General features: G+C 65.0%; 17 protein-coding genes. 2 read left to right on the forward strand and 15 right to left on the reverse strand.

What is annotated here, in order from left to right:
* Positions 1-88 precede the first annotated feature (88 nt).
* Entirely contained in the window at positions 89-733 is a 645-nt protein-coding gene (locus ACZK4Z_RS18340) for a hypothetical protein (RefSeq protein ID WP_010484059.1), read from the forward strand.
* 281 nt (positions 734-1,014) lie between these two features.
* On the opposite strand, the gene ACZK4Z_RS18345 is transcribed toward ACZK4Z_RS18340, so the two are convergent.
* The 11 genes from ACZK4Z_RS18345 to ACZK4Z_RS18395 form a co-directional block, all read right to left on the reverse strand.
* A complete protein-coding gene (locus ACZK4Z_RS18345; protein WP_478450976.1) occupies positions 1,015-1,758 on the reverse strand; it encodes a hypothetical protein in 744 nt (247 codons plus the stop codon).
* A gap of 69 nt (positions 1,759-1,827) precedes the next feature.
* Positions 1,828-6,738, reverse strand: coding sequence for an ESPR-type extended signal peptide-containing protein (locus ACZK4Z_RS18350; RefSeq protein WP_478450977.1), 4,911 nt, complete (start codon positions 6,736-6,738; stop codon positions 1,828-1,830).
* A gap of 60 nt (positions 6,739-6,798) precedes the next feature.
* Complete coding sequence (locus tag ACZK4Z_RS18355) at positions 6,799-7,506, reverse strand: pilus assembly protein (protein WP_478450978.1); 708 nt, start codon at positions 7,504-7,506, stop codon at positions 6,799-6,801.
* An 18-nt stretch (positions 7,507-7,524) separates the two neighbouring features.
* Positions 7,525-8,664, reverse strand: coding sequence for a CfaE/CblD family pilus tip adhesin (locus tag ACZK4Z_RS18360; protein WP_478450979.1), 1,140 nt, complete (start codon positions 8,662-8,664; stop codon positions 7,525-7,527).
* On the reverse strand, positions 8,661-11,393 hold the full coding sequence (locus ACZK4Z_RS18365) for a TcfC E-set like domain-containing protein (RefSeq protein WP_478450980.1): 2,733 nt from the start codon (positions 11,391-11,393) through the stop codon (positions 8,661-8,663). Before ACZK4Z_RS18365 ends, ACZK4Z_RS18360 begins: the two co-directional genes overlap by 4 nt.
* A 51-nt stretch (positions 11,394-11,444) precedes the next feature.
* Positions 11,445-11,954 carry a CS1 type fimbrial major subunit gene (locus tag ACZK4Z_RS18370; protein ID WP_106469007.1) on the reverse strand — a complete coding sequence of 170 codons (510 nt, stop codon included), beginning with the start codon at positions 11,952-11,954 and terminating at the stop codon, positions 11,445-11,447.
* Positions 11,955-12,459: 505 nt separating this feature from the next.
* Positions 12,460-12,822, reverse strand: a complete 363-nt coding sequence (locus tag ACZK4Z_RS18375; RefSeq protein ID WP_125894097.1) for a NirD/YgiW/YdeI family stress tolerance protein — start codon at positions 12,820-12,822, stop codon at positions 12,460-12,462.
* 300 nt (positions 12,823-13,122) lie between these two features.
* Positions 13,123-14,193 (reverse strand): hypothetical protein, encoded by a 1,071-nt coding sequence (locus ACZK4Z_RS18380; protein ID WP_125894095.1) that lies wholly within the window; start codon positions 14,191-14,193, stop codon positions 13,123-13,125.
* A gap of 291 nt (positions 14,194-14,484) precedes the next feature.
* Positions 14,485-15,762 carry a citrate synthase gene (locus ACZK4Z_RS18385; protein ID WP_032127838.1) on the reverse strand — a complete coding sequence of 426 codons (1,278 nt, stop codon included), beginning with the start codon at positions 15,760-15,762 and terminating at the stop codon, positions 14,485-14,487.
* Positions 15,763-16,058: 296 nt separating this feature from the next.
* On the reverse strand, positions 16,059-16,301 hold the full coding sequence (locus ACZK4Z_RS18390) for a type B 50S ribosomal protein L31 (protein WP_005418951.1): 243 nt from the start codon (positions 16,299-16,301) through the stop codon (positions 16,059-16,061).
* An 88-nt stretch (positions 16,302-16,389) separates the two neighbouring features.
* Complete coding sequence (locus tag ACZK4Z_RS18395; RefSeq protein WP_032127836.1) at positions 16,390-17,328, reverse strand: nucleoside hydrolase; 939 nt, start codon at positions 17,326-17,328, stop codon at positions 16,390-16,392.
* Between the two features lie 223 nt (positions 17,329-17,551).
* Here ACZK4Z_RS18395 and ACZK4Z_RS18400 point away from each other — a divergent pair, with 223 nt between their 5' ends.
* Positions 17,552-18,880 carry a Fic family protein gene (locus ACZK4Z_RS18400; RefSeq protein WP_125894093.1) on the forward strand — a complete coding sequence of 443 codons (1,329 nt, stop codon included), beginning with the start codon at positions 17,552-17,554 and terminating at the stop codon, positions 18,878-18,880.
* Positions 18,881-19,024: 144 nt separating this feature from the next.
* Here the strand turns inward: ACZK4Z_RS18400 and recG are convergent, their stop codons facing one another.
* The 4 genes from recG to rpoZ all read right to left on the reverse strand — a co-directional run bounded on the left by recG (position 19,025) and on the right by rpoZ (position 24,276).
* Positions 19,025-21,136 carry an ATP-dependent DNA helicase RecG gene (gene recG, locus ACZK4Z_RS18405; protein WP_125894092.1) on the reverse strand — a complete coding sequence of 704 codons (2,112 nt, stop codon included), beginning with the start codon at positions 21,134-21,136 and terminating at the stop codon, positions 19,025-19,027.
* Positions 21,137-21,143: 7 nt separating this feature from the next.
* The gene (locus ACZK4Z_RS18410; protein WP_005410875.1) at positions 21,144-21,530 is read right to left on the reverse strand and encodes a RidA family protein; all 387 of its coding nucleotides are present in this window, start codon (positions 21,528-21,530) and stop codon (positions 21,144-21,146) included.
* A gap of 177 nt (positions 21,531-21,707) precedes the next feature.
* Positions 21,708-23,870, reverse strand: coding sequence for a RelA/SpoT family protein (locus tag ACZK4Z_RS18415; RefSeq protein WP_005410876.1), 2,163 nt, complete (start codon positions 23,868-23,870; stop codon positions 21,708-21,710).
* Between the two features lie 106 nt (positions 23,871-23,976).
* Positions 23,977-24,276, reverse strand: a complete 300-nt coding sequence (rpoZ, locus tag ACZK4Z_RS18420) for a DNA-directed RNA polymerase subunit omega (protein WP_005410877.1) — start codon at positions 24,274-24,276, stop codon at positions 23,977-23,979.
* Between the last annotated feature and the right edge of the window lie 109 nt (positions 24,277-24,385).

The following is a 24,385-nucleotide window of genomic DNA, read 5'->3' on the forward strand; positions in this document are numbered from 1 at the left end:
CCCACCAAAGCGGTTGCATCCGCCATACCCACGCAGATGTCACATCCGTGCGCTAGTCTGTAGCCAGGTCGCAACAGGGAGTCATCGCATGCATCGCGCCCGTCAGCATGCTGCCAGCCAGACCCGCGAGCGGCGCCACCGCCTCGCCCACGAAGCCGCCCGCCTGATGGCCGAAGGCGGCATCCGCGACTACCACCAGGCCAAGTTGAAGGCCGCCAGCCGGCTCGGCATCCACGACGATGCCTCCCTGCCCCGCAATACCGAGATCGAAGACGCCCTGCGCGAGTACCAGCGGCTGTTCTCCGGGCCCCAGCACGGCAACGAACTGCAGCGCCGCCGTGAAGCCGCGATGCGTGCCCTGGAGTTCCTGCACGGCTTCTCCCCGCGCCTGGCCGGTCCCGTACTGGACGGCACCGCCGACGCCAACAGCCCCGTGCAGCTGCACCTGCACAGTGACGACCCGGAAGCCGTGCACCGCTTCCTGGACGAACACGGCATCCCCGCCGAATCGCGAACACGCCGCCTGCGCATGGACCGCGAACGCTGCCTGGACGTGCCGGTGTGGGTGTTCAGTGCCGAAGAGCTGACTTTCGACCTGGCCGTGCTGCCCTACGACGCCCTGCGCCAGGCACCGCTGTCACCGGTGGATGAGAAGCCGATGCGACGCGCGTCGGTGGCGCAGTTACGGCAGGTGCTGGCCGAGGCGGAGATCACCGCGTACATCGGCGGGTGACGGTAGCGCCGGTCCATGGCCGGCGAGCGCAGCGGTGCCTGCCTTGGGTGGGTGCGGACCGTTGGTCCGCACTGTGCTTCGGGCATTTCGATGGCTGACCGAAGAGCAGTCGAGCATGGCTCGACTCTACAGGGGCGCTGCACCCGTGTTTGGTAGGTGCGGACCGCTGGTCCGCACTGTGCTTCGGGCATTTCGATGGCTGAGCGGAGAGCAGTCGAGCAAGCTCGACTCTACAAAAGCGGTGTTACCTGCTCTGGCAGATGATGCCCATCTTGCTCCCGCTACCAGACAAAACGGGTATCGCGCAGCGGGTCGCTGAGCAGCCGCGGCAACCACGGTACGGGGGCACGCTGCGGATACTCCCGCATCATCTGTGCGTGCATGGCCTGCAGGTCCCGCAACACCCAGGACTGGTAGTAGATGTCGTTGAACCCATCCGACCAACCACTCTTCACCCGCTCATGCTCGTCTGCCTCCAACGACGGCATCTGGTCCAACGACACCTCCAGGATCGTCGCCAGCGCCGCGTTGATCTGCGCATTCTCCACACCGGCCTGGCGCACGTAGTCCAGCCGATCCAGCACCCGCCGGCAATCGTAGGGGAAGCACCCGCCTGTGGCCGTGATGTAGTCAGCAATGTCCGCCAGCATGTCGGCTTTCAGCCGCCACACCACTTCGCTGTCCATCACCTGCCGTACCCGCATCGTGCGCAGCGTGCTTGCCCGCACCTCCTCCGGCGTAGTGAACGGGGCACCCGGCGTGCTGCCCGCGTGGCGTACCAGCACGATGCGATGGATCGCCTCCCTGGTGACACCCTCGATGCGCAGCGCCGCTGTCTCCGGGTGCACGCGCGGCGTCGGCACGCTCAGCATCCGCCACATGTACCACAGCACCAGCAACAGACCGGCGATGCACAGCCCGCTCATCAGCGTCCACAGATCCAGGTTCCGCGTGTAGTAGCGATAGCGCGCCCGCCAGATATAGAACGTGCGATAGCTGATGATTCCCTTTACCCATCTGTACATCGCCATCTCCTGGGCGAGGACCCCGGCGCGACGGGGTGGATTACGCGCGTCACGCCGGGGCTCCATGGCTTACCAGCCGATGCCCACGCCGACGCCCATGCTGCGCTCACCGCTGTTGGTGAACGCACCATTGAGGCTGAAGGTGGCCGAGCCCTTCTCGTTGAGCACGCGCTGGTAGCCCACCGCCATCGCCGACTCACCCTCGCTGTAGCCCACGCCCGCACCGAGGCGGTTGTAGGTGGCCAGGCCGGCGGTGTTCATCGCCATCGCCGTCTGCGCACTGCTCATCGCGGCCATGCGGTTGAAGCGCTTGTCCATCTTGTCCAGGCGGCGCTCGACGTTGCTGATCGCCCCATCGGTGTACTCGTTGGCGCGGGCCAGCATCTTCTCCAGCTCAGCGGTGTCCACCTGCGGCTTCGGCGATTCGTCCTGCTTGGCCTTCGGCTGCGGTGCGGGCTTGTCGCCCTCGCCTACCGAGGCGACCTGCTGGGAGTCCTTGCCTTCCGGTGCCACTGGGGTGTCTTCGGTCTGCGGCTTCGGCACCGAGGATGACGCCAGTGCACGTGGCGCCGGGGCATCGTCGATGCGCTGCTCCAGACCGTCCATGCGGCCGTTGAGCTGCTGCTGCATCGAATGCAGCTGGCCACCGTTGACCGCATCGCGACTACCGGCCGCGATCAGGCCGTTGGCCACGTTGGAGATGACCATGCCGTTGGCGCCGGCGAGGGTGAGCTGGCTGACACCGTCGGCGCGGACCGAGGGAGTGTCCTGGAAGACGGAGCGGAGCCGGGTTTCGACCTTGTCCACGCGCGAGGTGTTGGTAACGACCGCACCATCCAGCGCTTGCAGTGCGCCGTTCAACGTGGACTGTGCCTGGCCCTGGACGTTGAAGCTCGGGCCGACGATGTTGCCGTTCGCATCCACCTCGCCGCCGAGGGCGGAAAGTGCACCGCGCAGCTGGCCGACGGTGGCGGCATTGTGATTGGCAGTGCCGTTGGCGATGTTTACGAGACGGCGCTGTAGCGTTCCAGAACCAAAGGCAACAGTACCAGCTTCATCTGCAACAGAACCGACACCGATAGCAACGCCATAGCTTGCGCCCCGCATCACCGTGCTGCCAACACCGATTGCGATACCGTTTGCCTCATGGACAGACGAATAGACGCCGAAAGCAAAGCCATGCTCAGCCGTCGCATCAACATAGGCAGCCCTGCCGAGCGCCACTGAGTTCTTTCCGGCGGCCTTCGCGTAGCTCCCAATGGCAACCGCCCCCTCACTGAGCAAAGAAGCCTCAGCGGAATCACCAATCGCAACCCCTACTGGTCCCGCCTTCGCTGCCTGCCCAGGCCCTTGGTCGCCGACAGCAACAAATCGCGACGAGGCCGACAGCTTCTGCAGCTTTTCATTGGTCTCGTAGAGCTGACTGCCGCGTACAACATCCGAACTGTCAGCCGACAGCTTCGCCTCGGCCACACCAGTCAAACGCGCACCACCGAAGTCGATCGGGCCGTTTGCATCCATCTCTCGCATTGCCTGCTGCCCCATCTCCCGCTCCTTGCGCATTGCCTCCAGATCATTCCGATTCTGCGAGATCTTCTGCTCTGCGGCGTACAGCTGGTTGCCCGTTACGGCATCACGGCTTCCTGGCGCCACTCGGCCGTCGGCAAGATTGGTCAGCACCATGCCATTCACGCCATTCAGCGCAATCTGCCTCGTGCCGTCGGCACGGGCCGAAGGTGAATCCTGGAAGATCGAGCTGAGCTGACCTTCCACCTTGTCTGCGCGACGGCCGGCGGTGATGACGGCGCCATCAAGTGCCATCAGTGCATCCTCGACGGTGTTCTGCGTTCCGCCCTGCACCGTGTATATCGGGCCAACGATCTTGCCGTTGGCATCCATGCCTGCGCCGCCGCCGAGTGTGGCGAGGGAATCCTTGAGCTGGGAGACGGTGGTGGCGTTGTGGTCGGCGGTGCCTCGGGCGATGTTCACCATCCGGCGTTCGGTTCCAGCACTGCCAAAAGACACAGTTCCTGCCTCAGTAGCTTCCGATCCCGCGCCCAGTGCCAACGACCCTTCGGCACCCACATGAACCCTTGAACTTGCACCAATTGCAACGCCGTTGGTCGAAGCCACATGTGCGCCGGCGCCCAAAGCAAACCCATTCAATGCAGCAACTGACACGGTGGCACCTCGTCCAACTGCAACCGAGTTGACCCCCAAGGCAGAAGAGAGTGCACCGATAGCAGTGGCCCCCTCTTCTAGTGCCCGCGCTGAATCTCCGATCGCAACACCCAGCACCCCAGCTTCAGCACGCTGGCTAAACGAATCCGCGCCAATGCCAACGTACTGGGCGATATCTTCCAATGACGCAATTCTACTGTTCGTCGCATGAAGCTGACGCCCCGAAACTGCCTCTACACTGCTCGCGTCGATGGCTCCATCCGCCACACCACTAATCTTCCTATTGGCATTGATGCTGTTGCGCACATCCAGTACGGTGCCGCTGTTCTTCTCACCCAGCCGTACACTGCCAGTCGCAGATACCTGCGCCACCAACCCACCCAGCGCCGCTGTCTCGGTCAGCGCCTTGGCTGCATCCGTTTTTGCCGCGGCAGCTTCCGTGCCCGCAGACCTGGCAATGCCCTCCACCGTCGCCACCTTGTCATTGGTGGCGTTGAGCTGCCTGCCGTTGACGGCCTCATAGCTGCTGGCGCTGACCGCACCATCGGCCACGCCGGTCAGCTTCCGATTTGCATTCGCGCTGTTGCGCACATCCAGCACGGTGCCGCTGTTCTTCTCGCCAACACGAACGTTGCCGTTGACAGCGACTTGACCGACAAGACCACTCAGCACTCCGGTTTCAGCCAACGCCTTATCCGCACTGACCTTCGCCGCGGTGGCTGCCGTCTGGGCCGCAGTCACGTTCGCGTTGGTTTCATGGAGCTGCTTGCCGGTCACGGCCTCGTTGCTGGTCGCGCTGATGGCCCCATCGGCGACGCCCATAATCCTGCGGTTCGCATTGGCGCTGTTGCGCACATCCAGCTGCGTGCCACTGTTCTTCTGGCCCAGACGAACACTGCCATTGGCAGCGGTCTGGTTGACCAGGCCACCCAGCACCACCGTCTCGGCCAGTGCCTTGCCCGATTCCACCTTTGCGGCATTGGCAGTGGTGGTCGCGCCGTCTGCTGCTGTCTGGGCCTTGGTCACGGCCTGGTTGGTGGCATGAAGCTGGTTACCGGTGATTGCATCCGTGCTGCCGGCCCCCACTACGCCATCGGCGATGTACTGGATCTTCCGCTTCCTGCTGGCGCTGCCAACCGATACCGAATTGGCCGAAGCGGTCACTGCACCTGCACCCAGCGCAACGGCATTCTCATGCGTGGCCTGAGCGCGGTCACCCAGCGCCACGGAGCTGGTGTTGGTAGCCTTGGCCAGATTGCCCAGTGCGCTGGCGAATTGCGCCGTCGCCTCACTGCCACGCCCCAGTGCGGTGGCCTGGCTGGCGCCTGCCTTGCTCAGATAGCCAACCGCCGTAGCGTGCTCTGCCTCGGCCTTGGCGTCGCCGCCTACGGCAATGGAGAAGTTGCCGCTTGCGTTCGCACGGAAGCCGGTTGCAACGGCGCCGTTGGCGCTGCGGGTTCCGGCGCCGACCGAGACACCCGCGTTCTGGTTGGCCACCTTGTTACCGTCCGCATCCACACCAGCGCGTGCGTCGTCGCCAAGCGCCACGCTGCGACCGTTGTAAGCCTTTGCGTTGTTGCCCAGTGCGGTGCTGATGCCGTAGCTGCCGTTCTCTGCGGTAGCTCCCTTGCCCAAGGCCAGAGTCGCGGCGTCGATCCGATTCGCGGCCGCCTGCGCGATGGTCCGTACCGCTGCCACGTCTACTTTCGCAGCATCTGCGGTCTTCTCGACGACTCCCAGCTTGGCATTGGTGGCATGAAGCTGCTTGCCCGACACGGCCTCAGTGCTTGTCGTACTCAGTGTGGCATCCGCGACACCGGTGATCTTACGATTGGCGCTCGCGCTGTTGCGGACAACCAGCACTGTGCCGCTGTTGCTGCCGCCCAGGCGGACATTCCCAGACGTGGAGGTTTGACTCAACAGCCCACTCAGCGTGTTCACCTTGCTCAGCGCACTGTCGGCATTGGTTTTGGCCGTATTGGCCGTAGTCTGGGCCCCATTTGCAACTGCATATGCCGAATCCGCCCGACCACGTGCGGCACTCACCGCCTGATTCGTGTCGTACAGCTGACCACCGGTCACCGCATCTGCGCTACCGGAGGACACACCACCCGGTGCAACGTTTACGATCCGCCGCTTCGTGCTACTGCTCCCCACTGAGACAGTATTGCCAGCACTAGCTACTGAGTTGGCGCCAATGGCCACCGAATTTGACGAAGTTGCAGACGCCCCACTCCCGATTGCGACAGTGTTCTCGCCTTGCGCTTTTGAGCCGTTCCCCAGCGCTGTAGCGCCGATGTAATCGGCAAATGCATTGGTTCCGACAGCGAGGTTATGCCCTCCATTGCTTCCCGTTTTTGCCCGGAATCCAATAGCGATGCTATCCACATCATGGGTCTGAGCATTGTAGCCAAACGCAACGCTATTGCGCTTCATGATAGTGGCGCCTTGCCCGAAGGCAAATGAATCACTCCCATATATCCGAGCCCCCGCTCCGATCGCCAACGCGTTTTCAGCCCCGGAGCCAATATCGGCATATCCGTTTGTTAAACGCGGATTCCAATGTCCTGCGAACGGAAGGCAGCGTCGAAGATCAGCGGCGTCCGACCACGAACAACCGATATCCGTACCAGCGCTCGCGTTCCCGGCAGCGCCTCCCATCGCCAGGAGAACCAATAGAGCCGCCTTTCGACAATCAATCAGGGAACCCGCTCTCTTACCCCTAACGGTGGCCGATTCGCTCGCCACGACCCAGCATTGCTTAGCGTGATTCCAGATACGACGATAGATTTTGTTCATGGTCTTTCCTTAACAGGACAAGGGAAATGAAGCCCCGCGCGTGCACGGGGCAATAGAAGGTCAGGCTCTCGGCGCCAGGGTCGTTACGTGATCGCGATAGCCGTCGTTCGACAGGCGGTACTGCAACTGCAGGGTGTTGCCCGGCTGGAGCTGGAACGGCAAGGTCAGCGCGGCGTCGGGGTAGAGGCTTTTCGACAGCTCGCGCGGCGTACATACGCCGCTGGCATTGCACTCGGACGCACCGGTAATGCCTACACGCAACGTGCCGGTGTTGCGCAGGGTGTTGCCCTGCAGTTTCAGATCCACGCTGCCCTTGGCAGGCACGACGTTCACCAGCGCACCCCAGACCAGGCTGACGCCGACGTTGGCCTGCGCCGCCTGCTCGCCGCCTTCCAGGATCGCGCCGTCGGGGCCATTCACGCCCTCGAAGTAGATGCGGTAGGCCGCCTCTTTTTCGACGGTCTGCAGTGGAATCACCCGGATCAGGCGATTGCTACCGCCACTGAGTGCGAACTTGCCGGGGGTAATGGCAATCGCCGCATCGGTGGCTTCCACTTCGATCTCTTCCTCACCCACCTGCGCCGGGTTGTTGATGCGCAGCAGCCGCGCCTGCACGTACTGCGGTCGCGTGGATTGCGAGTACACGCGGATCTTCGTGCCGTGCTTGGCATCCACTGCTGCACGCATCGGATGAATCGACAGATTGGCCTGTGCCGGCGGGGCCAGCAGTGCGCTCAACGGCAACAGGCAGAACAGCAGTTTCTTCATGATGAGCCTCCGTGGGGATCAGGGTTTGGCGGTCGGCAAGCGCAGCTCAACCGTCAGCTCGCCGTCGTAGAGACCGGGGCGTTTGCTGGCGATGGGCGTGGGCGGTGTTTCCAGCGTCAGCGGCGTGGGCACGCAGTACACGGGCTGACTGATGCCTGGCAGCAGCACCATGCGTAGTTGCGCGCTGTCGATGCCACGCAGCAGCTGTTCCTCGCCATGCTTCATCGCCAGCAGGTTGCCGCCGTAGTTCAGGCCGACCTGGTAGTCGAGGCGCTGGGTGTCGTCGCTGCCGCCATCCTGATGCCAGACCGCAAAGTCCCGCCCTGGCGGTGGGCGTGGCCCGCTGTCGCGCACGGTGACGCCGAGGAATTCGCTCTGCGAACCCACGCCGTCGTAGAGGCACATGTCCACGTCCTTGCGCCCGGCGACGACCTTGCGGATGGGGTCATAGCGCAGGTCCATGTTGACCAGCGGTGCAACGCCGTCGAAGCCGGGGAAGTAGATTGAAATCGCGTCGTAGTCGGTGACGGTAAAGTCGAAGTTGAAGGTGGCCGTGGCGACCGGCGCGGCGGCTGGGTCAGCTTTGATGTTCAGGCGCATAGTGGCCTTCCAGTGGCCTGCTACAAGCCTGGAAAGTTCGGCTTTAGGAAGGACCAGTTCCGCCCCCGTTCCAAGGGGAAACTCCACGCCTGGAGAGCATTCGAACCAGAACGCAGCATTTAGCCAGCGCTTGTCTTTGTCCCAGAAATCGGCAGAGCAAATGCGGCCGGAGAACACCCTCCGCACGTTACCAATTGCGCGAACATCGGCACGTAGGCCAGTCCGCTGCTCGACCATCCGAAGCCAGATCTCCGACTCGCCCAAAACGATGTTCGTCCTTCCCTCTGTCTCGCACCTTCCAAATTCAGGATCAGAAGCAGACCCACAAACCACATGGATCTGCCCATACTTCATCGTCAGGTCGTGACTGAATCCCAGCACCGTCCGCGGCGCCCACAACTCCACATCGCCCGGCACCGCTGAGCGATCCCACGTCATCACGATGTCCCGGCTCTGATCCGCCGGATGCGTCTCCGGCGGCCACTGTGCCCACGCCCTCGGCGCCAGCACCACCAGCGCACACACCAGCATCAACACCAACAACACACGCCGGTTCATGGCGTTCCTCCTGCAGCAGCGGTCTGGGGCGTGGCGGCAATCAACGCGCGTTCCTGCAGCAGCCGGGTCACGCGTGCCTGCTGGCGGATCTCTGCCGGCAGCTGGGCCACGGCCAGCGGCTCGCAATGCACGGCGCCGACCAGCAGCACCACCTGGCGGCGCTCGCGCACCTGCAACGGGCAGTGCAGCAGGCGGTCGTCCTGCAGCAGGTACAGCGTTGTTTCACGACGCGGGAAATCGGCGACGAAGCCACCGTTGGCGCTGGTGCCGGGCACCGGCGCGTTGAGGATGCGGGCGCCACCCAGCGGCGCGCCGGCAAGATCCTTGGCGTTGCCGATGAAGGTGTAGGTCACCTCGATCGGCACCGGCATGCGCATCAGCCGCCCGGGGCTGAGGAACATCGGCCGTGCACCGCCCACGCCGGTCACGCGGATGGCGGCGATGCTGTCCAGCGTGCTGGCGTCCTGCACTTCAGCGCGGTGCGACTGGTACGACGACAGCGGCAGCAAGCGGCGCTCGCCGATCTGCAGGCGTTGCCTGCGCAGGCCACCCACCTGCAGTTCGGCCGCCACGCCACGCAGGTCAACGTCGTCGGTGTCGGACACCTGCACGGCCAGGCCGGCGTCGGCGCCGTTGCTGCCGCTCCAGTAGAAGCCGCGCTTGCCCAGTGCAAAGCCGGAGCTGTGCATGCCGCTGTAGGCGGTCTCGCTGCGGCCGCGCTGCTGGTAGTGCGCCAGCGTGGCGCCACTCTGGCCGAGGCTGTTCTGCAGCTGGCCACTGAGCGTGGCGCTGTAGCGGTCGCTGTTGTTGGCGCGCAGTTCGGCCGAAAGCTCGCGGTACTGCGCATCGACTTCCTGGCGCAGGCTGTGGCCAACGCTGTAGTTGATGTCCGGGCGCTGGTGCTGCGGCTGGCGCACGTCCACGCTGTAGCGGCGCTGGCCGCTGCCGGCGGTGCCGCGCAGCAGGCGGGTCAGGCTCAGGTTGAAGTAGATGCCGCGATCACGTTGGTCACTGCCGCGCAGGCTGTCGCTGGCGCGCTGCTGCCACACACCCACGCGGGTGGAGACGCTGAAATCCTGCCAGCGATGGCTGCGGCTGAAGCTGGCCTGCCAGGTGCGGCTGAGCTGCGGCTCGCGACGTGGCTGCCACGGCGGCGGCGGTGGCAGCAGCGGGTCCAGCCCGGCCAGCGGGTCGCCCTCTGCACCGGGGAGCTCGCGCCCGGCGCGCCAGGTCTGCCGCCGCGTGTAGCCCACATAGGCACTGCCACCGGCCAGCGGCAGCGCCATCGAGGCGCTGAGCGAGTTGGTGCAGCCCAGCTGGTCGCGGGCGTCGGCCTCGAACTGGCAGGCCTTGCCGCGCATGCGCTGCTGGTAGATGTTCCAGGATGCGGTGCGGCGGTACGACAGCTGGTGCTGCTGGCCGGTGCTGCCATCGTTGCCGCGCATGCCGCCGATGCTGGCGCGCAGTTCCTGGGTGGCGTACAGGCGGCGCAGGTCCACGCGCAGTTCGCCATAGCGGAATCCGCCGAGGTCGGCGGCGCCGGCCACCATCGCCACGTCGCGGCCCAGCGGCACGCGCATCCCGGCCACGGCCACGCGTTCGCCATCGAAGCGGTCACTGCGGCGCTCGTTGCGCTGGCCGCCCTGCACGAACCACTGCCACTGGCTGTTGGTCCAGTCGCCGCCCTTGTCGAACGGCGCGTCTTCGCTGCGCACCAGCACGCCGTCTTCGTAGATGCGCAGGGTGACGTTGTAGTTGCCGAACGGGAAGTTGCGGGTGTCGATCTGGTTGATGCCGGCCTGCAGGTAGGAGGTCTGCAGCAGCCGCGTGCCGTCGTAGGCATCGACGCGTGCATCGCGCGCCAGCAGCACGGTCAGCGGCGTGGCCTGCACGGCGGCATCGGCGTCGACATAGGCCTGGGTGGTGCCCACGCGCAGGCCCTGCAGGCGGTCCAGCGGCAGCATGCTGAAACTGAAGGTGCCGCCCTGCGGGCTGGACAGGTTGCGGCGGTCCATGCGCCCGGCCTGCAGGTAATGCGCCTGCCCCAGGTCATGGCGGTAATAAACGTTGTCGAACTCGAACGCGCTGTCACTGCCGCGGCCGCGGTAGCGCTGCTGGTTGAAGTTCCATTCGGCGGAGACATGCCCGCGATCGAACAGGCCCAGCACGCCGGTGCCACGCGCGGAAAGCGTCTGGTAGTCGCGGCTGCCGCTGACATTGATCACCTGCTGGTGCAGGAAGGCGTTCTCGGCGTTGGCACTGACGGTGTGGAAGCGCTCGGCAGCCGGCTTGCCCGGAATCCATTGACGGGCAACGAACAGGCGCACCGCGCCCTCGCCTTCGTCGTACAGCGCGCGCACGGCGGCGGGGTCGTCCGGTGGATCGAGATAGCCGCAGCCGGCGGTGGCGCCACCGAAGCGGCAGGCCAGATGGCTGTTGCGCGGCATGGGCTGTGACAATGCGGGCAGCAGCGCGGCCTGCGCCTCGGCCGACAGGTCCAATCCCTGCAGCACGCCTGCCGGGTCTTCCAGCTGCACGTGTTCCAATGTCACGCGCACCGGCGACAGCCCGGCCGAGCGACCGAACAGCTGGATGTCGAGTTGTTCGGTCTGGCCTTCGACCAGATCCTCGAAGCCGGGCGGGACGCCGCGCGCCGCCACCAGCGGCGTTGCCAGCGCCAGGGCGAGCGCGACCGCCAGCCGGGTGATGGCGGGGGCGTGTGGGGTCATGGGGGTACCGCTGGAAAGGCAGCCGGCCCGGCGTGCGGGCCGGCGCGGGAGTTACGGCGTGGTGGCCTTCTGGTTCAGCACGATGTTGACGATGCCGGTGTAGGCACCCTTGGTGGCAATCGGGGCCGGCGTGGTCTGCGCGATGACCAGCGGCATCGAGATCGACGCGCCCGGGGTGGAACCGGCACCGGTGAACAGATCGGCGGCCTTGAACTCAATCGGAGTCACTGCCAGCGCGCGGTTGTTGAGGCTGACCGTCATCGGCACAGTAACCTTGCCATCACCGTTGGCGAGCACGAAGGCGCTACCAATCTTGGCCTCGATATCGGCGGCTTCATCATTGGAGTGGATGCGCACATGCTGGGTGCTCGGCACCAGGCCGCGTAGCGGATCATGGGTCAGGGTGACGGCGTCCGGCAGTGCGCTGCCGTCATCACGCAGCAGGGCCAGGGTTGGGTCGACGTCGGCGTAGACGGAGATCTTGGTTTCCACGGCGTGCGCGGACAGCGAAGCCGTGGCCAGCGCTGCAGCGAGCGCGGCCTTCTTGAGAATGGCGTGCATGGGTTGTCTCTCTCGGACAAGGGGGGAATGAGAAAGCCCCCCTCCCCTAAGGAGAAAGGGAGGGAGGCGCCGCCCGCAGAGGTGGTTGCGGGCGACGGAGAGAATGTTAGGAACCCATTGTCCTGCAGGCCATTCAAGCATTCCTAAAACGTTGAACGTTAAGAAGAATCTTTGAATTAGTTCAACGTTCCAGGCTTATGCAATTTCCCTCATTCGGTAAATGCAAAAAATCTCATTGCTTCGCCTTTGTAGAGTCGAGCCATGCTCGACTGCTGTTCGCGCTGTTCGCGCTATGCGTGCGAGTCGAGCATGGCTCGACTCTACAGTGGGCCATCCACGCATGGCGTGGATCCACCGGCCATGGCTATGCAATTTTCCTCATCCATTGAATACAACAAACCTCATTGCCTCGCCTTTGTAGAGTCGAGCCATGCTCGACTGCTGTTCGCGCTGTGCGTGCGAGTCGAGCATGGCTCGACTCTACATGTCGCAATGAGCGCGAGCCTCAGCCTGCGGGCACCACGGCCACGCGATCAACATCGATGTCGGTCGGCTTGAACCGATGCGTATCGACCTTGCCATGCAGTTCCACCACGGTGTCCGCACCAATGGCCTGCTGCGGCAGGTCTTCGTCATCGATCTCCACTTCGATCTGGCCACTGGCATCGCGGAACTGGTAACGCTCGTGGCCAAGCTTGGCGACGAGGTTGCCACGCAGCACCACCGGCTGGTCGTCGCGCTGGGCGCGCGCATCGGCCACGGTGCTGGCAGCGGTTCCTGCGCCTGGGCCGGTGTACTGGGCAAATGCGTGCGGGCTCAGCAGAGCCAGCGGCGTGGCGATGAGGGCAATGGCAAGCAGTCGGTTCATGGTGGTCTCCGTGGCTGAGTAAGTGCCCTCAGGTTCTATCGCCCCGGATGTGATGCCTATGCAATAGATCCGAAAAGATGCGAAAGCGACACTCAGTGTCAGAATTCGTTCAGATCCTGAAGCAAGGTTTTGTAGAGTCGAGCACGGCTCGACCCTACAAATACCCATCCACGCATGCGTGGACCTCGCATTGGCGCGCGATCAGAAGAAGATCGCGTACAGGATCAGCAGCGGAATCGGCACGCCCAACAACCAGAGCAGAATCATTTTCATGGCAGGTCTCCTTGCATGGAACGGGGGTTACAGGTCGCGACGGCGGCCGCCCCAGGTGGCGCTGAGGCTGGCGAAGAACGCGCCGATCAGCAGCGTGATGAACAGCCACAGCGCGGCATACGCTGCTGCCTTGCGGGCGTCGTCGGCCGCCTGCTTGGCAGTGTTCTTGGCCTTCTCCAGCGCAGCACGCATGCGCGTCTGCACATCGGTCACGCGCGCCTGCGCTTCGGCCTGACTCATGCCGGTCTCGCGCGCGATCAGCTGGGACAGGTACTGGGTGTCGGCCGGATCCAGGCCATCTCCCTGCAGACTGTTGACGATGATGCGATTCACCTCGGCACGCACTTCACGGCGGTCAGCCACCGGGCCATTACCCGGCATCGGACGCGGCGGTGCGGCCATGCGCGCGTCGCGCGGGCCGACGCTTGCGACCGGCGGCGACGGGGCCGCATTCGGATCCATCGGCGCACCCGGCGGAGGCGGCGTTGCAGGATCAGACGGCCCTGCGCTGGTGGCGCTGCGGAACAGCGAGTCCACCCAGTAGTTGAGGTCGCCTTCCGGTGCAGCCGCCGCAACGCTACCGGCGCCCGCTGCGGCGACGCCGGCGGTGGATACTGCAGCACCAGCCGTGGCACCGGCCACTTTCGCGCCCGTGCCGAGTACGCCGCCGATGGCCGAGGTGAGCAGACCGGCGGTGAGCAGCGTGGCCACCGCCCACGACACGAAGCCATGTGCGGTATCGCGGAAGTAGGTTTCGTCGCCGTGGATCTGCGTCCACTTGGTACGCAGGCGTCCTGCCAGATAGCCACCCAGACCCGAAGCCGCCAGCGCAGTGAAGGTGAGCCAGATGATGCTGGACCAACCGAAGGTTTCCTTGCTGACGCCTTCGAACGACCACGGCGACACCGAGGACAGCCCCAGGCCCACGCCGAGAATCAGCAGGATGAGGGACAACGCGGCGGCGGCGGCGGCACCGGCGAAGATTGCACCCCAGGACACGGCGCTTTCGCTTGGCGGGGCGACGATGGGGGCGGCGACGACAGTGCCGACGTCAGGGCCGAGCGGGCCGCGCTCGGGTGGGTCGAATCGGGTACTCATGGGACGGACGCTCCGGATCAGATGCTGCGGATGCAGCTGGCGTCCTGAGGCTGCGCGAGCGCTTGTGAAGCTGGCGAGACCCTTGAATCACGCGGTCTTGGCGCGGTGAAGAGCGTGCCAACCAAGGTTGGCACCTACCGAAGGCGGATGCGGTGGTAGATCCACGCCATGCGTGGATGATTTTTCGCGGGCGCCGAAATCGTGCGGACCAACGGTCCGCACCTACCAGGTCCGCTCCAAAAAAAACGCCCCGCAGATGCGGGGCGTTCTCGGCACAATCTACGCGGGCGATCAGCCCTGGTAGTCGCGCACGTCGCTGCCGGTGTAGACCTGGCGCGGACGGCCGATCTTCATTTCCGGGTCAACCTGCTGTTCCAGCCAATGCGAGACCCAGCCGGAGGTACGGCCCAGGGCGAACATGACGGTGAACATCTCGGTCGGGATCTGCAGCGCCTTGTAGATGATGCCGCTGTAGAAATCGACGTTCGGGTACAGCTTGCGGGCGACGAAGTACTCGTCCTGCAGCGCAGCCTGTTCCAGCTTCACGGCCACGTCCAGCAGCGGATCCTGCACGCCCAGCTGCTTGAGCACCTTGCTGGTCATCTCGCCGATGACCTTGGCGCGCGGATCGAAGTTCTTGTACACGCGGTGGCCGAAGCCCATCAGGCGGAAGCCGGAGGTCTTGTCCTTGGCCTTGACCACGGCGGACTCGACGTTGTCAGCGCTGCCGATCTCTTCCAGCATCTTCAGCACGGCTTCGTTGGCACCGCCGTGGGCCGGACCCCACAGCGCGGTGACGCCAGCGGCAACCGACGCGTACGGGTTGGCACCGGTCGAGCCGACCAGACGCACGGTCGAGGTCGAGGCGTTCTGCTCGTGGTCGGCGTGCAGGATGAACAGCAGGTCCAGCGCCTTGACCACGTCCGGGTTCAGATCGTACTGGCCATCAGCCGACTCGAAGGTCTGCTTCAGGAAGCGGCTGACATAGTCCAGCGAGGTGTCCGGCTTGTTGGCCGGCAGGCCCTTGCCGTGGCGGTAGATCAGCGCCGACAGGGTCGGCACCTTGGCGATCAGGCGCACAGCGGCCTGGCGGCGCTGTTCGGCGTCGGACAGGTCCAGCGAGGCGTGGTAGATGCCCGACAGCTGCGCGATGGCGGCGGTCAGGATGGCCATCGGATGTGCATCCTTGGCGAAGCTGCCGATCAGGGTGTTGATCGACTCATCGACGTTGGCTTCAGCCGCCAGCTCGTCGGTGAAGGCCTTCAGCTGCTCGGCGCTCGGGCGCTCGCCGTTGATCAGCAGGTAGGCCACTTCGACGTAGCTCGACTTTTCCGACAGCTGTTCGATCGGGTAGCCGCGGTACAGCAGCACGCCCTTGTCGCCGTCGATGTAGGTGATGGCGGACTTGCAGCTGGCCGTCGCGGTGAAGCCGGAATCGTAGGTGAAATACCCCGTTTCCTTGGTCAGCTTCGCGATGTCGACGCAGTCGTTGCCAAGGGTGGGTTTGATGACGGGCAGAACGACCGACTTATCGCCGGCGTTGAGCGTGACCTGATCAAGATCGGACACTGTGTGCGCTCCTTCATGGGAAGGCGCCTGCCCAAGCGCATTGGTCAGGCACGTGAATGACGTCCTCGGCCTGTGCCGGGGATCACGCCATTATCGCACAGCAGCATTTGCCCGGCGCTAGACAGAAGTCGTATACAACAGGCGGCCAGACGCCGGCCGTTGAGCGGCCCGGATCGGCAAAAGCGTTGTCATCCGAACGCAGTGTTCCGTCCATCCAAACGCCCGTTGGGTAGGCGTTGGGGAAAAACAAACGGCCGCGCAGAGCGCGGCCGTCGGTTCGAAGCTGGATCGACAGATCAGCGCGCGTAGCGCTTCTGGAACTTGTCGATACGGCCCGAGGTGTCGATGACCTTGTGCTTGCCCGTGTAGAACGGGTGCGAAGCAGAGGAAATTTCAACCTTGACCAGCGGGTATTCGTTGCCGTCTTCCCACTGGATGGTTTCCTTCGTGCCCATGGTCGAGCGGGTCAGGAACTTGAAATCGGAGGTGACGTCATGGAAGACGACGTCGCGGTAGTTCGGATGGATATCGGCCTTCATGGGCTCACACCGTAAATGGGCTGGTGGTCAAGAGCGGCATTATAAGCACCGGTTGCCGCTCGGGGCAACCGGTGCGGGTCAACAGACTTCAGTCCGCGCCCAGGGCCTGGCGCACCAGGGCCTCGAAACGCTGCTGGTCGTAGGCCATCAGCAGATCGCAGTTGTCCGGCTGGCCGGTCTGGCGGTTCCAGTCGACGATGGTGGCGCCGCGGCTGAACGTACCGTTCAGCTCCACGTTCAGCGGCCGCGATTCGACCTGCAGCTGCCCTTCCGGGTTCAGCGCCCAGGCCATGGCAACCGCATCGGCGGTATACCAGCGGCCACCCTTGCTGTCCTCGGACAGGCCACGGGTCTTGCGCGAGATCAGCTCGTAGAAACGGGCGCGATCGGAATCAGCCTGCAGCCACTTTTCAGCATCCTGCAGCGGCAGGCCATGGGCGACGGTGGCCTCCCAGTCCGACACCAGCAGGTGCTTGAACGAAGTGAACACCACGTGCGCCGCTTCCGGATCGAACGCGATGTTGAATTCGGCCGCCGGGGTGATGTTGCCGTGGCAGGTGACCGCACCGCCCATCACCACGATGCGCTTGATGCGCTCGGGAAGGGTCGGGTCCAGCTTCAGTGCCAGGGCCAGGTTGGTCAGCGGGCCAAGCATCACCAGCATCAGTTCACCGGCGTGCTCGTGCGACAGGCGCAGGATGGCCAGTGCGGCGTGCTCGGCTTCAGCCTGGCGGCTCGGCGGCGGCAGGTCCACGTCGCCGTAGCCGTCACGGCCATGCACGTGGGCGGCGTCAACGGAGGGATGCAGCAGCGGATCCGGGCTGCCGGCAAACACCGGTACGTCGGCGCGGCCGACGATGTCGCAGAGCTTGAGGGCGTTGCGGACGGTGTACTGCAGGCCGACATTGCCGGCGGCGATGGTCAGGGCGACCACGTCATGCCGTTCATCGGCAAAGGCCATCAGCAGGGCCAGGGCGTCGTCCACACCGGGGTCGGTGTCGATCAACAGGGGGATCTTGTGGGTCATCGTTGCCGTCTTCAGATCGGCGACGAAGTGTGGACCGGGATGATGACCGTTGCAATACCGGTCTGCCCCGGCGGCAAAGATGTAGTGGAGAGGGTTGGATCCGTTGCCCCACCAACGCCCCGCCCAACGCACTCACGAACATGAACAGATTCTAGTTCGGGTCGCTTGGAGCGCCCAACATCATTTGCTATAAAAAGTGTTTAACATTTTATAGAAAACAACCATGAAGCTGCCCGCGCCAGCTCCCGATCTGGCAACCCTCACCCGGAAGTACATGGAGACCCTCGGTACCATCCTGGACGCCCGGATCGGGCCCGAGGTGAACGGCGCCTATGAGCACTGGGACAAAGTCCGCCACAGAGCGCCACCGGCGGGCCTGAACGCGGAGCAATGGTGGCTGGGCATCACGTGGACGCGCGCAGCATTGCTGAAGCCGCTACCGCTGTTGCTGGACAAGACGCAGCAACCCTTCAGGCTGGCACTTACCGATTCAATGCAGCGGCACCTGCACTACATTGATCGGGAGGCCGCAGGCTCGGTGAAGGGTGTGGATGCTGCCAGCGGCCAAGGACGGTTCCTGATCCGCTCGCTGATCGAGGAAGCGATGACCTCATCGCAGCTGGAGGGCGCCTCGACCACGCGGGCGGTGGCAAAGGAAATGCTGAGCACAGGCCGTGCGCCGCGCGACCAGTCCGAGCGCATGATCTACAACAACTACGTGGCAATGAACGTGATCCGCGAGCGCGGCATACGCCCGATCACTCCCGGCGAGATTCTGGAGCTGCACAGCATCCTCACCGACGGCACGCTGGAGCTTCCAACCGACAGCGGGCGTTTCAGAACCGCCGAAGACAACGTTGCGATCTTCGATCGCGGCTCACCACCTACGCTGCTGCACATCCCTCCTCCGGCCGAGGAAGTGCCCGCACGGATCGAGCGGCTGTGCACGTTCATCAATGAGGAAAGCACACCGTTCATCCATCCTGTCGCCAAAGCCATCGCACTGCATTTCCAGATTGGCTATGACCATCCTTTCGTGGATGGCAATGGCCGTACGGCACGCGCACTGTTCTACTGGGCGATGATGAATGCCGGATATTGGATGACCGAGTACTTCTCCATTTCCAGCGTGTTGAAGGAGTCCCCAGGCAAGTACATGCGGGCCTACCTCTACACCGAAAGCGACAACCGGGATCTTGGCTACTTCGTGGCGCAACAACTGGAGGCGATTGAGCAATCGATCCAGGGTTTGCATGCCTACATCGCCAGGAAGCATGCGGAGGATCAGGCAGCGCGACGCGTGCTGCGAACCGCCCGGCTTGGCGGTGTGCCTCTCAATCATCGTCAGCGCGCGTTGCTGGCCAACGCGCTGAAGGATCCTGACCGGACCTACACCGTCGCCAGCCACCAGGCGGCACACACCATTACCTATCCGACCGCGTTGAAGGATCTGAACGGATTGGTGGCGTCTGGGCTTGTCAGCAAAGAGCGCGTCGGGAAGGCGTCCGAGTATCTCGTGCTACCCGGTCTGTCGGAACGTTTGGCGCTGTAGATCTACGCCATGCGAGGATGACGGGAAGGTGATCGAAAGCGCTGTCTGTAGAGTCGAGCCATGCTCGACTCACGCGCGCGGCGCGCAGTAGATCCACGCCATGCGTGGATGTGTGGACCAGGGTCCACACCCACCAATGCGGCATTACGCCGAGGCGTAACGCACGGCGGTGCCGATCCAGCGTTGCACCACGCGATCGGCCAGCGCGGGTTGCTGGGCCAGCAGGCGCTCGGCCAGGTCATGCACGCCGGGCAGCAGGCCGGCATCACGCGCGAGATCGGCGATGCGGAAACCGGCCAGGCCGGTCTGGCGGGTGCCCAGCAGTTCACCGGGGCCACGCAGTTCCAGATCCTTCTCGGCGATGACGAACCCATCATTGGTTTCGCGCATGGTCTGCAGGCGCTCGCGCGCCATCTGCGAGAGCGGTGCCTGGTACAGCAGCACGCAGCGCGACACCGCCGAACCACGGCCCACGCGGCCACGCAGCTGGTGCAGCTGGGCCAGGCCGAGGCGTTCGGCGTTCTCGATCACCATCAGCGAGGCATTCGGCACGTCCACGCCCACTTCAATCACGGTAGTCGCCACCAGCAGATCGATCTCACCCGCCTTGAACGCCACCATCGTCGCCAGCTTTTCGGCGGCTTTCAGACGGCCATGCACCAGCCCCACGCGCACGCCCGGCAACAGCGCCTGCAGCGATTCGTAGGTGGCCTGCGCCGGGGTGGCATCCAGTTCTTCGCTTTCCTCGATGAGGGTGCACACCCAGTACACCTGCCGCCCTTCCTGGCAGGCCAGTGCGATGCGCTCGATCAGCTCGGGACGACGATCGTTGTTGAGCGCGACGGTCTGCACCGGGGTACGGCCCGGCGGCAGTTCGTCGATGGCCGACACATCCAGATCCGCGTATTCGGACATCGCCAGCGTGCGTGGAATCGGCGTGGCGGTCATCACGAGCTGGTGCGGCACGCTGTTGCCGCCCGCGCCCTTGTCGCGCAGGGCCAGCCGCTGGTGCACGCCGAAGCGGTGCTGCTCGTCGACGATGGCGAGCGCCAGGTCCTGGAACACCACCGCCTCCTGCATCAGCGCGTGGGTGCCGACCACCACCTGCGCTTCGCCGCTGGCGACCTGCTCCATCACCTTGGCGCGCGCCTTGCCGGTGACCTTGCCGGCCAGCCACGCGATGCGTACACCGAGCGGCTCCAGCCAACCGCGCAGGTTGTTGAGATGTTGTTCGGCCAGCAGTTCGGTGGGCGCAGCCAATGCAACCTGCTTGCCCTGCTCCACCGCCAGCATCGCCGCCAGCGCGGCGACCACGGTCTTGCCGGAGCCCACATCGCCCTGCACCAGCCGCAGCATCGGGCTGGGCCGCGCGAGGTCTTCGCGGATCTGCTTGAACACGCGCGCCTGGGCGCCGGTCAGCGCGAACGGCAGCTGCTTCAGCAGCGCCTTGGCCAGCTTGCCGGGGCCGGCCAGCGGCGGCGCATGGTGCGCCTGCAAGGCGATGCGCTGGCGGCGCAGGCTGAGGTGATGGGCCAGCAGCTCTTCCATTGCCAGACGACGCTGCGCTGGATGGGTGCCTGCGGCCAGCGCGGCCAGATCGGCATCCGGCGGCGGCCGGTGCACGGTCAGCAGCGCGCTGCGCAGTGACGGCAGGCCAAGGCCATCCAGCCAACCGCTGGGCAGCAGTTCCAGCGTGCTTTCCTCGGGCAGGCGGTCCAGCGCCTGGCCGATCAGCTTGCGCATGGTCATCGGGCCAACGCCTTCCACGGTGGGATACACCGGGTCGAGGCGGTCGCCGAGTTCGGGATCGTCATTGCGGCCCAGCACCTGGTAGCTGGGGTGGACGATTTCCAGGCCGAGGTGGCCCGGCTTGGGCGTGCCGAAGCAGCGCAGCCGGTTGCCGACCGCAAACTGGCCGACCTGCTGCTGGCGGAAGTGGAAGAAGCGCAGCACCAGGGTGCCCTGCCCTTCATCCTCCACGGCGACCTTCAGCATCGGCCGGTAGCGCATGCCACGCTCGACCGCGACCACCCGCCCTTCCACCTGCGCCGGCACGCCGTTGCGCAGGTCTTCGATGCGGGTCAGCCGGGTCCGGTCTTCATAGCGCAGCGGCAGATGAAGCCAGAGATCCTGCAGGGTGGCGAGGCCACGCGCCTGCAGTTTGGCGGCCACGGCCGGACCGACGCCGGCGAGCATCGCCAGGGATGCTTCGCCGGACGATGACAGGACCGGGGTGACCGCCGCCTTGCGTGCCACGTGGCGGTCAGTCGATGACCATCACCGCGTCGACCTCGAAGTTGGCGCCCTTCGGCAGGCCGGAGACTTCGATGGTGGAACGGGCCGGGTACGGGGCCTGGAAGTAGTCCTGCATGACGGCGTTGACCTTGGCGAACTCGCCCAGGTCGGTCAGGTACAGGCCCAGGCGCACGACCTTGTCCAGCGAGCCGCCAGCGGCTTCGGCCACGGCCTTGAGGTTGTCGAAGGCGCGGCGGGCCTGCGCTTCGACGTCACCGGCGCCGACGATATCGCCGGTGGCCGGGTCGAGCGGGATCTGGCCGGAGAAATACACGGTGTTGCCGGCGCGCACGGCCTGCGAGTACGGGCCGATGGCGGCGGGAGCCTTTTCGGTGTTGATGATCTGGCGGGACATGGGTCGCTCCGGTGCTTGGGGGAAAACAGAGCGGTGATTGTACCGGGTGGGGGCGCATCCACGCATGGCGTGGATCTACCGCGCCGCTTCGGTAGTGCCGGCCGCTGGCCGGCAAACCCATGAACGTCGGAAGCACCGCGAAGTTACCGGCCAGCGGCCGGCACTACCGGGTTCGCATTACTGGCGGCGTACCGACTGCACGACCGACAGGCGGCGCAGGCGGCGCATCACTTCGGCCAGGTGGTTGCGGTCGCGCACCTGGATGTTGAACGCCAGCACGGCGGCGTTGAAGTCACGGTCCAGGTAGTCCACCCGTTCGATGTTGGAGTGGCTCTGCGCGATGGCGGCGGCCAGCTGCGCCAGCACGCCGGTGCCGTTCTCCACTTCCACCACCAGCGAGGTGTCGTAGTCGCCGGAAACGGTGGTGTCCCAGCCGATCGGCACCCAGCGCTCGGGCGACTTGCGCAGTTCGGCCAGGTTCGGGCAGTCCATGCGGTGCACCACGATGCCCTTGCCGGCGGTGTGGTAGCCCATGATCTCGTCGCCGGGAATCGGCTGGCAGCAACCGGCGAAGGTGACCACGCCGCGCTCGCTGCCGTTGATCAGGATCTTTTCCTGCGAGTGGTGGCGCGAATGCGGGCCGCCACGCAGTTCGGCGTAGGCCATCAGCGCCTGCGCGGCCTGGGTCGGCATCCAGTTGCCCAGTGCGACCTCGGCCAGCAGTGCCTCCAGGCGCGGGAAGCGGTGCTCGGCCAGGAACGCATCCAGGCGCCCCTTCGGCAGCCGCTCCAACGAGGAATCCATCGCCTCCAGCGCACGGTCGAGCATGCGGTGGCCGAGCTGCACGGCGTCTTCGTGCTCCAGCTGCTTGAGCTGGTGGCGGATGGCGGTGCGCGCCTTGCTGGTAACCACGAATTCCAGCCACTGCGGTTTCGGCGTGGCCGAGCGTGCGGTGATGATCTCCACCGACTGGCCCGACACCAGCTTGGTGCGCAACGGCACCAGCTTCTTGTCCACGCGCGAGGCCACGGCCATGTTGCCGACGTCGGTATGCACGGCGTAGGCGAAGTCCAGCGCGGTGGAATTGCGCGGCAGGGCCAGGATCTTGCCCTTCGGGGTGAACAGGTAGACCTCGTCCGGGAACAGGTCGACCTTGACGTTGTCGAGGAACTCCAGCGAGGAACCGGCGGCACGCTGCGAGTCGATCAGTTCAACGATCCAGGCGTGTGCGCGGCTCTGCGCGCTGTTCGGTGAATCGCCGCCGAACTTGTAGGTCCAGTGCGCGGCCACGCCACGTTCGGCGATCAGGTCCATCTCTTCGGTGCGGATCTGCACTTCGATGGGCGAACCATACGGCCCGAACAGCACCGTATGCAGCGACTGGTAACCGTTGGCCTTGGGAATGGCGATGAAATCGCGGAAACGGCCATCCAGCGGTTTGAACGTGGCATGCACCGAACCCAGCGCGTGGTAACAGCTGGGCACGCTGCGCACGACCAGGCGGAAGCCGAACACGTCCATCACCTGGTCGAAGGATTTGTTCTCGTCGCGCATCTTGTTGTAGATGCTCCACGGGGTCTTGATGCGGCTGATCAGCCGATGCTCGATCCCCTCCTTGGCCAGGCGCTGCGACAGCTGCACTTCCACCTGCGCCATCGCCTCGCGGCGCACCACCGGCTGGCTGCGGATGTGTTTTTCAATGATGGCGTGGCGCCACGGGTAGAGCGCCTTGAAGCCGAGGTTCTGCAGCTCGCTCTTGACCAGGCTCATGCCCAGGCGCTGGGCGATGGGCGCGTAGATCTCCAGCGTCTCGCGGGCGATGCGGCCGCGCGCTTCGCGGCTCTGCGCGCCCAGCGTGCGCATGTTGTGCAGGCGGTCGGCCAGCTTGATCATGATCACGCGCAGGTCGCGCGACATCGCCAGCAGCATCTTGCGGAAGCTCTCGGCGGCCGCTTCCTGGCGGTCGCGGAACTTCAGCTTGTCCAGCTTGGTCACGCCGTCGACCAGTTCGGCCACGGCTTCGCCGAACTCGGCGGCCAGCGCCTCGCGGGTGAGCGGGGTGTCTTCGATGGTGTCGTGCAGGATCGCGGCGATCAGCGCTTCCACGTCCAGGCCGAGCTCGGCCAGCACCTGGGCCACGGCCACCGGATGGGTGATATAGGGCTCGCCCGACTTGCGCGTCTGCCCAGCGTGCGCGGAGGCACCGACTTCCCAGGCACGGCGCAGCAGCGGCAGCTGTTCCGGCGGCAGGTAATGGGCGGCGCGTTCAAGCTGGAGGACGTAGTCGGGTACGGCGGCAGCGGGGGCTGCGGCGACCTTGGCAGTGGGGCCTGGGTTCATGCCCGCAGCCTATTCCAGCGCGACGTTTACGGCAAATCCTGAATGCGAAACAGCCCGCACGGGGCGGGCTGTTCGGCACATCCAACGATTACGTTGATCGATGCGATCAATCGTCGTTCTTGGACATGTCTTCGTCGGCGACCACTTCCGCGGCAGCCCACTCCAGCGCTTCGCGCTCGGCGCGCTCACGCTCGGCCTTCTCGACTTCGTCGATCAGCGCGTTGTCGATCTTGCGGGCGGCGATTTCGCGCAGCGCCAGCACGGTCGGCTTGTCCTCGGTCTCGCTGTTGTCCAGCGTGGCCTGCACGCCGTTGGCGAGCTGGCGGGCACGCTTGGAAGCCATCATGACCAGTTCGAAACGGTTGTTAACGACTTCCAGGCAATCTTCTACGGTGATGCGGGCCATACGGGCTCCCGGCGACCGGTCGGCCGCTCAGTCGAATGAGGGAAAGGGGACGGAGTGTACTGGCAGGGGCTGGACAAAATCAAGCCAACCCCTACCCGATTCTTTTGGA

Source organism: Stenotrophomonas sp. 71799_Sma, assembly GCF_056482505.1.